Annotated in this window: 9 protein-coding genes; 2 read left to right on the top strand and 7 right to left on the bottom strand. The window is 67.5% G+C overall.

The genetic code is table 11. The features are described from left to right. Positions 1-1,081 (bottom strand): YjbH domain-containing protein (locus tag RX333_RS16990; RefSeq protein ID WP_316016154.1); only part of this gene is annotated, 1,081 nt, incomplete at its 3' end. Between the two features lie 274 nt (positions 1,082-1,355). Here RX333_RS16990 and RX333_RS16985 point away from each other — a divergent pair. Then, on the top strand, positions 1,356-2,366 hold the full coding sequence (locus RX333_RS16985) for an NAD-dependent epimerase/dehydratase family protein (RefSeq protein WP_316016153.1): 1,011 nt from the start codon (positions 1,356-1,358) through the stop codon (positions 2,364-2,366). Positions 2,367-2,541: 175 nt separating this feature from the next. On the opposite strand, the gene RX333_RS16980 is transcribed toward RX333_RS16985, so the two are convergent. Continuing rightward, complete coding sequence (locus RX333_RS16980) at positions 2,542-3,279, bottom strand: sulfotransferase (protein ID WP_316016152.1); 738 nt, start codon at positions 3,277-3,279, stop codon at positions 2,542-2,544. After that, entirely contained in the window at positions 3,276-4,391 is a 1,116-nt protein-coding gene (locus RX333_RS16975; protein WP_316016151.1) for a DegT/DnrJ/EryC1/StrS family aminotransferase, read from the bottom strand. Before RX333_RS16975 ends, RX333_RS16980 begins: the two co-directional genes overlap by 4 nt. Before the next feature lie 91 nt (positions 4,392-4,482). Here RX333_RS16975 and RX333_RS16970 point away from each other — a divergent pair, with 91 nt between their 5' ends. After that, positions 4,483-5,457, top strand: a complete 975-nt coding sequence (locus RX333_RS16970; protein WP_316016150.1) for a glycosyltransferase family 2 protein — start codon at positions 4,483-4,485, stop codon at positions 5,455-5,457. 9 nt (positions 5,458-5,466) lie between these two features. Here the strand turns inward: RX333_RS16970 and RX333_RS16965 are convergent, their stop codons facing one another. From RX333_RS16965 to RX333_RS16950, 4 genes are all read right to left on the bottom strand, one after another. Beyond that, the gene (locus RX333_RS16965; RefSeq protein ID WP_316016149.1) at positions 5,467-6,300 is read right to left on the bottom strand and encodes a sulfotransferase; all 834 of its coding nucleotides are present in this window, start codon (positions 6,298-6,300) and stop codon (positions 5,467-5,469) included. Beyond that, positions 6,297-7,037, bottom strand: coding sequence for a WbqC family protein (locus tag RX333_RS16960; protein ID WP_316016148.1), 741 nt, complete (start codon positions 7,035-7,037; stop codon positions 6,297-6,299). Before RX333_RS16960 ends, RX333_RS16965 begins: the two co-directional genes overlap by 4 nt. Positions 7,038-7,039: 2 nt before the next feature. Further along, complete coding sequence (locus tag RX333_RS16955; protein WP_316016147.1) at positions 7,040-8,068, bottom strand: EpsG family protein; 1,029 nt, start codon at positions 8,066-8,068, stop codon at positions 7,040-7,042. Continuing rightward, positions 8,065-8,751, bottom strand: a 687-nt coding sequence (locus RX333_RS16950; RefSeq protein WP_316016146.1) for a glycosyltransferase family 4 protein, incomplete at its 5' end; no start/stop codon positions are given. The genes RX333_RS16955 and RX333_RS16950, both read right to left, overlap by 4 nt.

Genomic DNA, 8,751 nt, shown 5'->3' with positions numbered 1-8,751 from the left:
CCAGCGCGCGCGGGGTCTGGCGCCAGCGCAGGTTGCGCAGCGTGGCCCGCGCCACCGGCGGCTCCCCTGCGGCGGGCAGGTCGAGCGCGACCAGGTCCAGCCCCTCGAGCGACAGCGCGATCTGGAGCCCGGTGCTGTCGGGGGCGCTCGCGGGCAGCGCGTCGTCGCGGCGGATGATCTCGGGCGGGGCGGGGGAGAAGCTGCGGATCAGCGGGCGGGTGACGTTGCCCGACACGCTGAGCGACAACCCGAATTCCGAGCCGTACATCCGCCAGGCCCCCAGCCGCAGCCCGTCGGCGATGGCATATTCCAGCCCGTAATTGATCGGGCTCGCCCGGTCGAACACGCCGGTGATCTGCTCCCGCTCGTAGGCGTCGGAGGAATATTCGGCGCGCAAGGTCAGCCCGTCGATCGGCGTGCGCCAGGCGACGCCCCCGAACAGCGCCGCGTCCTCGCCCGAGAAGAAGCCGCCGAAATCCACGTCGCCGCCCGTGCGCGCGCCGCCAGAACGCTCGCGGAACCCCTCCGACACCAGGGTCAGCGGGTTGGTGAAGCCGTTGACCCCCGACAGCCGCCCCCAGCCGATCCCGCCCGTCACGTCGAGCCCGGGCAGCACCTCCTTGGTCGCGACGAGATATTCGCTGGCCAGGACACCCGTGCCCAGCACGTCGCGGAACCCCAGCGCGACCTCGGGGCGCCACCATTCCTCGCCCTCGTCGAGCAGGCGGACCTTGAGGTCGAGCGAGCGGTCGAAGCGGTCGGTGCCCGCTACCTGGAAATCGGAGATGCGCGAGTAGCGCAAGGCCCCCTCCAGCCACGGCAGGGCCTGGAAGGAGAGCGTGTAGCGCTGCGTCGGACCGAAGCCCGAGGCGGTGAACGAGAGCTGCCCGTCGGGCTGCATCCGGGCGGAGGGCAGGTCGATCAGCCCGGTCATGCCGTAGAGGTTCAGCCCGTCGCGCGGGGCCTCGTAGAACGGGTAGCCCCATTGCTGCGGCCCCGCCTGCGCGTGGAGTGCTGCGGGCGCGGCGAGGCAGGCGGCGACGCCGACGGCGAGGGCTGCGATGCGCGGAAATCTCTTCACGAAGGCGGCGTCCCGTCTGTTGCCCGCTGGCGCGGGATGCTCGGTGGTGCGCGCGGCCCGCATCTGTCGGCGGGTCCGGCTCGGGCGCACTATAGGCAAGGGTGCGCGCGCCGGTCCAGCGACGCGCATCCGGGGCAGGGGGGGTGGTGCGGTCGGGCAACGGGCCGGGGGCCGGGCGCCGGGGCGATCCGCCCCCCACGGTCGACGGCCCCCGCGGTTGACAGGGCGGGGGCGGGCGGGCATCCGAAAGCCGACCCGTCACGAAAGGCCCCCCATGACCCGTGTCCTGATCACCGGTACCGCCGGTTTCGTCGGCTTTCACCTTGCGAAGGCCCTGCTGGCCGAGGGGTTCACCGTCCACGGCTATGACGGGATGACCGACTATTACGACGTGGCCCTCAAGGAGCGGCGCCATCAGATGCTGCTGCAAAGCGAAGGCTTCTCCTGCACCGAAGGGATGCTGGAAGACCAAGCGCTCTTCGACCGGGTGGCGGACGAATTCGCGCCCGACGTGATCGTGCACCTCGCCGCCCAGGCGGGGGTGCGCTATTCCCTGGAGAACCCGCGCGCCTATCTCGACGCGAACGTGATCGGCACCTTCAACGTGATGGAGGCGGCACGGCGGTTGAAGGTGGATCACCTGCTGATGGCCTCGACCTCCTCGGTCTACGGGGCCAACGAGGAGATGCCCTTCGACGAGTGCGAGAAGGCCGACACCCAGCTGACGATCTACGCCGCCACCAAGAAGGCGACCGAGAGCATGTCGCACGCCTATGCGCATCTGTGGGACCTGCCGGTGACGATGTTCCGGTTCTTCACCGTCTACGGCCCCTGGGGGCGGCCGGACATGGCGCTGTTCAAGTTCACCAAGGGCATCCTCGAAGGCACGCCGATCGACATCTACAATCACGGCGAGATGTATCGGGACTTCACCTATGTGGAGGACCTGGTGCGCGGCATCCGCCTCTTGATCGACGCGGTGCCGGTGCGACCGGAAGACGGCGCGGTCGAGGAGGGCGACAGCCTCAGCCCCGTCGCCCCCTGGCGTGTGGTCAATATCGGCAATTCGGACAAGGTGCGCCTCCTCGATTTCATCGAGGCGATCGAGGCCGAGACGGGTACTAAAGCCATCCGTAACTACATGGACATGCAGCCGGGCGACGTGCCCGCGACCTGGGCCAATGCAGAGCTGCTCAAGCGGCTGACCGGCTACCGCCCCGCCACGCCCTTCCGCGAGGGTGTGGCGCGGTTCGTGGCCTGGTACCGCGACTATCACGGGGTCTGAGCGCGTGGGCGCTCAGGCAGGACGTTCGGACGCGCCGGCGCGGGATGCAGCAGGCCGGAACGGCGGCGTAGTGGGTATTAAAGACGAATGGGCGCGGGCGCGCTGATCGCGCCGTGATTGCCGAACAGGGTGCGCCGCAAATTGATACCGGGCTGTTCGAAGCCTATCAGGAAAATCATCGGCGGCGGTTTTCCCATGCCATCGGCAGATCGAAGCGATCGTCCATGCCGACAAATCGGGCAATGGCCCCCGCATCGGCTTGGGCCGTGATGTCGATATCTAGCAGATTGGCCGCAGGGACCGTCTCTTGCACCAGGGCGTTGTGGCGTTCGTAATTGGAGATGTAGAGATCGCGATCATAGAGATCCTCATCCCGCGTCACGCCGAATTGACGAATATGGGTCTCATACAGGTAGCCTGGTGCAATATAAGCATGGGCTTTCATACGCTCCGCCACCACGAAGCGATCCGTATCGGGGGGCAGGCCCAGCAGGCCCAGATGATGGTTGGCGATGCTGGCGAACCATTCCTCGGGATCGCGCCGGGTCAGGATGTAGAGCGCGTCCGGGTGGCGCGCGAAGATCGCGGGGAAGGCCCAGCTCGACGAGAAGGGCACGTCCTGGAAGGCCTCGTGCGCGTCCACGAACGCCCAGAATTCCGGGCCGAGCGTCCAGCCATGCCGGGCGAGGAGCCGCTCGGCCTCGCGCTGCGGTCCCATGTCGAAGCCGCACTCGCGCAACAGCCGTTCCATCGTGGTCGTGCCGGTCTTGTTGCGGCCGACGCAGAACACCTTGCGCGCATAGACCTGCGGCGATCCGTGGCGGGCGCGGATCCGGGCGCGGGCGGCCCTGGCGGCGCGGCCGCGCACGGTATCGCGCACGGTGCGCAGGACGGACTTGGCGAGGGATGTCATCGGCCGACCTCCGTGATGGCTTCGATCACCCGGTCCTGCTCCGCCTCCGACAGGTCGGGATAGATCGGCAGGCACAGAACCTCCGCCCCCGCGGCGCGGGCGGCGGGCAGACCCGCGGGATCCGCCGAGGGCAGGTCGCGATACATCGGCAGGTCCGAGATCAGCGGGTAAAAATAGCGGCGCGAGAAGATGCCGCGTGCTTTCAGCGCCTCGTAGAGCGTGTCGCGATCGACCGGGAAGGACGGGCGCACCCGCACGGGGTAATAGGCGTGGTTCGCCCGGATCTGGCCCGAGGAGGGTACGGGCTCGATCCCCGCGATCCCCGCCAGGCCCGCGTCGTAGCGCGCGGCCACCCGCGCGCGGGCGGCGATCGCCGCATCGATGCGCCGAAGCTGCAGCAGGCCGAACGCGGCCTGCACCTCGTTCATCTTGCCGTTGATGCCGACGCTCTCGACCTCGGTCTCCGACACGATGCCGAAATTCTTCGAGCGGTCGATGCGCCCCTTCATCTCGGCATCGGGCGCGACGATCGCGCCGCCTTCCAGCGTCGAGAACACCTTGGTCGCGTGGAAGCTGAGCACCGACAGGTCGCCATGGGTCAGCACCGAGCCGCAATGGCAGTCCACCCCGAAGGCATGGGCGGCATCGTAGATCACCTTCAGCCCGTGGCGGCGCGCGATCGCCTCGATCGCGTCCACGTCGCACGGGTTGCCGTAGCAGTGCACGGCCAGGATGGCGGAGGTCCGTTCGGTGATCCGCTCCTCGATCCGGGCGGGGTCGATGTTCAGCGTCACCGGGTCGATATCGGCGAAGGCCGGCTCCAGCCCGTTCCATTTCAGCGCGTGGGTCGTGGCCACGAAGGAGAAGGGGGTGGTGATGACCTCCCCCTCCAGTTCCAGCACCTTCAGCGCGGCGACCAGCGCGATGGTGCCGTTGCCGAACAGCGAGATTTGCGGCACGCGCAGATGGGCGGCGAGGGCGGTTTCCAGCTCCCGGTGCATCTGGCCGCCATTGGTCAGGATGCCGCTGTCCCAGATGCGTTCGAGATAGGGCACGAACTCCGCGAGGGGCGGAAGGGAGGGGCGGGTGACGAAGATATTGGAACTGGACAAGAAACACTCCCGCGATCGGCCCGGTCTGTGGCGGGTGACCCCGTTCTAGTGTAGGCACCCGTCAGCGCAACTTCCAATTCGGACGATTTCGATGACGCAGATTGAACACCAGGCCGCACCTGTCCCCGGCGATGGTACCACGCCCGTCGTGAGCATGTGCTGCGTCACCTACAACCATGCGGACACGATCGCGCAATGCCTCGACAGCATGCTGATGCAGCAGGTGGACGTACCTGTCGAGATCGTGGTGCACGACGATGCTTCGACCGATGGCACGGCCGAGATCGTGGCGGATTACGCCGCGCGCCATCCGGGTCTGATCCGCGCGATCCTGCGCGAGGAAAACCAGTTCTCAAAAGGCCGGCGCCCGGCCGCTCTCGCTTTTGCCGAAGCTCGGGGCGATTACTTCGCATTGTGCGAGGGGGACGATTTCTGGACCGACCCCACCAAGATCGCCCGCCAGCTCGCCGCGTTGGAGGGCGAACCGGATATCGATATGTGCGCCCACGCGGTCATGATCTGGCAATACCGCAACGGTGAGAAGGTCGCGGAGCGAGTCAGTAGAGATGTCGCAGGTATTCATGATGCCGGAGCGGTATTAGAGCGTCGGCAGATGTTGCTTGCCACCGGATCTCTATTTGTGCGTCGCACGGCGGCAGAGCGTTTTATGGATTACGTCAACGAACGGCCTTGGCTAAAAGTTGGAGATCTCTACTTGAAATATTTTGGAGCACAGCGCGGTGGAGTTAAAATTTTGGCCGATCCTATGGGAGTTTATCGTCTAAGTTTTTCGGGCAGCTGGTCCGAGCGCAATTATATATCAAGCAATCACTTATTTGAGCAAGTTTCTGCCAAAATTCGCTCTTATCAAGAATTGTCGAATAGCATTGCGAAATTCTACAGTGAAGATATTAAAAGGACAATTATTCGTAGTGCTCGTGCTATTGCTACCGATGCCAAAATTCCAATTTCACAGCGGTTAAGATTTCTGAGGAGTAATGCGCGATTGATACCCCCTGCAGCGCTTCCGAAGCTCGTTTTTCTTGTAATCTTTAGACGTAGCTAGCTCGGTCCTTCAGTCCAGGAACGCGGCGAGCGGGGTTCCCGCGAGGTCCGCGGCGATCTCCTCCGCGATGCCGGGGTCGAGCCTGTCGCGCCATCCGGTATCGGCCCGCCGCCGCGCGTCCACGCCGTAGGGATCGCTGGGATCGGCCCGCGTGCCCGCGTGCAGGAACGCGGTGGTCCGGTCCGTCACCTCGAGCCCGCACAGGTCGAAGAGCCCGGCCACGCCCGCATCGGGATCCGCCAGCAGGTCCGCGTAGCGGATCAGTGCGACCCGCTGGGGGTGGGCGGCGGCCAGGTCGAGGAAGATCCGCGTGGCGTCCTTCCAGCGGTCGAAGCCGTTGAATTCCTCCGCGCGGCCCAGGTTCTTGGACGGCGCGGCGCGCCATTCCTCCTCCACCCGCCAGCCCAGGTCGGCGCGGAACTCGCGCGGGGCGCGCAGCCAGGACGAGATCACCGCCCGCGGATCGCGCACGATCAGCACCGCGCGCAGCGTCGGCGCGCGCGCCATCAGCACCGGCAGCAGGTGGTGATGGCGCACTTCCTTGTAGACGAGGTGTGTCGGGGCGGAGGTCCCGAAATCCGGCAGGCGCCCGTCCGCGCGCTTCTCCGCCTGGCGGATGAAGGCGTCGTCGCTCTGCGCCAGCGCCTCCCAGAAGGCGGCGATCCGCGCCGCGTCCGGATCCGGGCCCAGGAACTCCTTGAACGCGTAGGAGAACATCGGCTGGAAGGCGTAGCGCACCTGCGGATGGCTGTTGAAGATCTCCCCCAGCCAGGTGGTGCCCGAACGGGGCGCCCCATGCAAAGCGACGGGATGCAGGGCGACGGGATGGAGCGGTGCGGTCATGGTGCGATCTCCCCGCCCAGGGCCATGTCGCGCACCGTCTCGGGCGGGGTCCACATCAGCGCGTCGAGCACCGACAGCCCCGGTACGAAATCGGCCTTGCGACCTTGCGGATAGGGCTCGAGCCGCGGTGCGAGGAAGCGCAGCTCGAGCCCCGCCTCCGCGAACGGTCCGGGCCCGTAGAGCGCGCGCCCCCCCTCCAGGTTGAGATAGCGTTCGCCGCCCAGGCGCCGCGTCAGTTCGATCAGGCGCCCGGTCCGGTCCAGCGCGCGGGTTTCCGGCGCGAACTGGCTGGACCGCTCGAAACGCGGGGCGAGGCCGACATGGTCGCAGACCGCGCGCACCGACCGGCAGGCGAGATCGGCGATGCTGTCGCCCGGCGCGTCGAGCACCCGGTCCACCAGCGCGCAGACGGCATCGACATGGGGCGCACGCGCATAGCTTTCGCGCAAGGTCCGGGCGAACTTGCGCTGCCAGTCGCGCCGCGCGCTCAACGGCGTGTCCGCGATGCTGCGCGAGGAGGATTGCCCCCCGTCGAGCGCGGCGCTGAACACCTGCAGGCCGCCCCCCGGCGCCAGCACGCGGTTGCGGTTGATCCAGCCGCCCTTGATGAAGGCGACATCGTCGTAGAACACGAAGCTGCCGGACGCGGCGATCAGCTGGAAATAGCCCAGATACGGGAAGAGGTAGGGCTGCATCACCGCCACGGTGTCGGGACGGGTCCGGGAACCGGGGGTCATTCTCAGATCACTCCGTAAGGTACGTAGCAGCGTGCGTAATGCGAGGACAGCAGCGTCCAGGCCAGGAACAGCACGGTCATGGCCGCATAGGGGGCGAGCGCGACCAGCGCGCCGCGGCCGCGCGGATAGAGCCACGGGACCGCCGCGTAGATCAGGACCTGGGGCACCGCGAAGTAATAGCCGAACCGGTCCGCGATCACCGAGGACAGCGGCAGCAGCACCCCCAGCGCGATCATGCCGAGCGCCAGCAGGCTGATCAGCTTGTGGCTGCGCGGCAGCGCGACCTTCCAGCGCGACGACAGGAAGACCGTGTAGAACAGGCCCGTCGCCACCAGCAGGCCGACGCGGAAGATCGCGCCGCCCGCATCCATGTCCCCCGCGATGTAGCGCGTATTGGCCACCTCCGCCGCCTCGGTCGCCAGCAGCGCGAAGACGCCCGGCACGGCCAGGATCCCGGCCAGCGCGATGTTGCGGAAGGAATAGCGCCCCAGCACGAAGGGGGCGAGCAGGATGAACACCGCGGCACTGCCGTGGAAGCAAGCCGCCAGCACCACGAACAGCCCGAACCGCACGATGCGTCCGTCGATGAAGGCGTTAAGCGCGAAGCAGATCAGCCCGATGGCCGCCGCCTGCTTCACCGCCGCCATGGGCATGTTCAGGATCAGCACCGGGAAGGCCAGCGCCAGCACCGCCAGCGGTGCGGGGCTGCGCCGGGCGACCGCGTGCAGGCCCGCGAAGAAGATCGCGGAGGTGACGATGTTGAGCCAGACATAGTCGAGCCCCAGCCGGTCCATCGTCTCCAGCACCACCCAATGCGCGGGATTGCTCGAGGCGAACGCGTCCTCGTAGCTCGCCGGTTTCTGCATCTCGTAGTTCAGGATGTAGTTGGGCCAGTCGCAGCCGACCTCGAAGCGCAGGGCGGAGAAGAGGTAGAGCGCGATCAGCACCGCCCAGTAGAACCCGATCATCCGGCGCCCCGTGTCGAGCAGGCGAGCCAGGAGAAGCGAGGAGAAGACGAGATAATAGGTCATGCGGCCTCCTCGTCTGCGGCCGGCACCACGTCGCGGATCGCGGCCAGGATGTCCTCGGCATAGAGCGGCGCGCCCGTCCAGCGGGTCAGGGCCTCTTCGCGCAGCCGCCGCCAGTCCGCGGGGGCCTCGATCAGGTCGAGGATGCGCGCGGCGGCCCGGTCGTCGGCCTGCTCGGCATCGGCATCACCGCCCTCGGGGGCATCGATCCAGACGGCGTCCCGCCCGTCATGCGTGTAGCGGGCGATCTCGCCCACCGGGGTGACGACCGGGACCAGCCCCATCTGCATCGCCTCCATCACCGACAGGGCCATGCCTTCGTAGCGGCTGGTCTGAAGCTGGAAGCTCGCCCGCGCGGCATGTTCGAGGATGCCCTCGCGCCCCAGCGGACCGGTCAGCGTGACCGCGTCCTCCAGCCCGCGGCGGGCGATCTCGGCACGCAGGGCGCCCTCCAGCCCGCCATCGGGGCCGATCACCGTCAGGCGCGCATCGGGCCGCCGCGCGTGGACCCGCACGAAGATGGCGATGAGGCGCAGCGGGTTCTTCTGCGCGGCGAGCCGACCCCAGAACACCAGATGCGGCGCGGGGTCGGGTTGCGCTTCGCGGGCCACGGGCCAGCGCTCGGTCAGGTAGCTCACGATCCGGGTCGGAACGCCCGGTGGCAGGTCCAGCCGCGCGCGCAGGGT

It is taken from the genome of Roseobacter sp. HKCCA0434 (assembly GCF_032464675.1).
Classification (GTDB): Bacteria; Pseudomonadota; Alphaproteobacteria; order Rhodobacterales; family Rhodobacteraceae; genus Pontivivens.
This window is presented reverse-complemented; position numbering and strand designations above follow the sequence as displayed.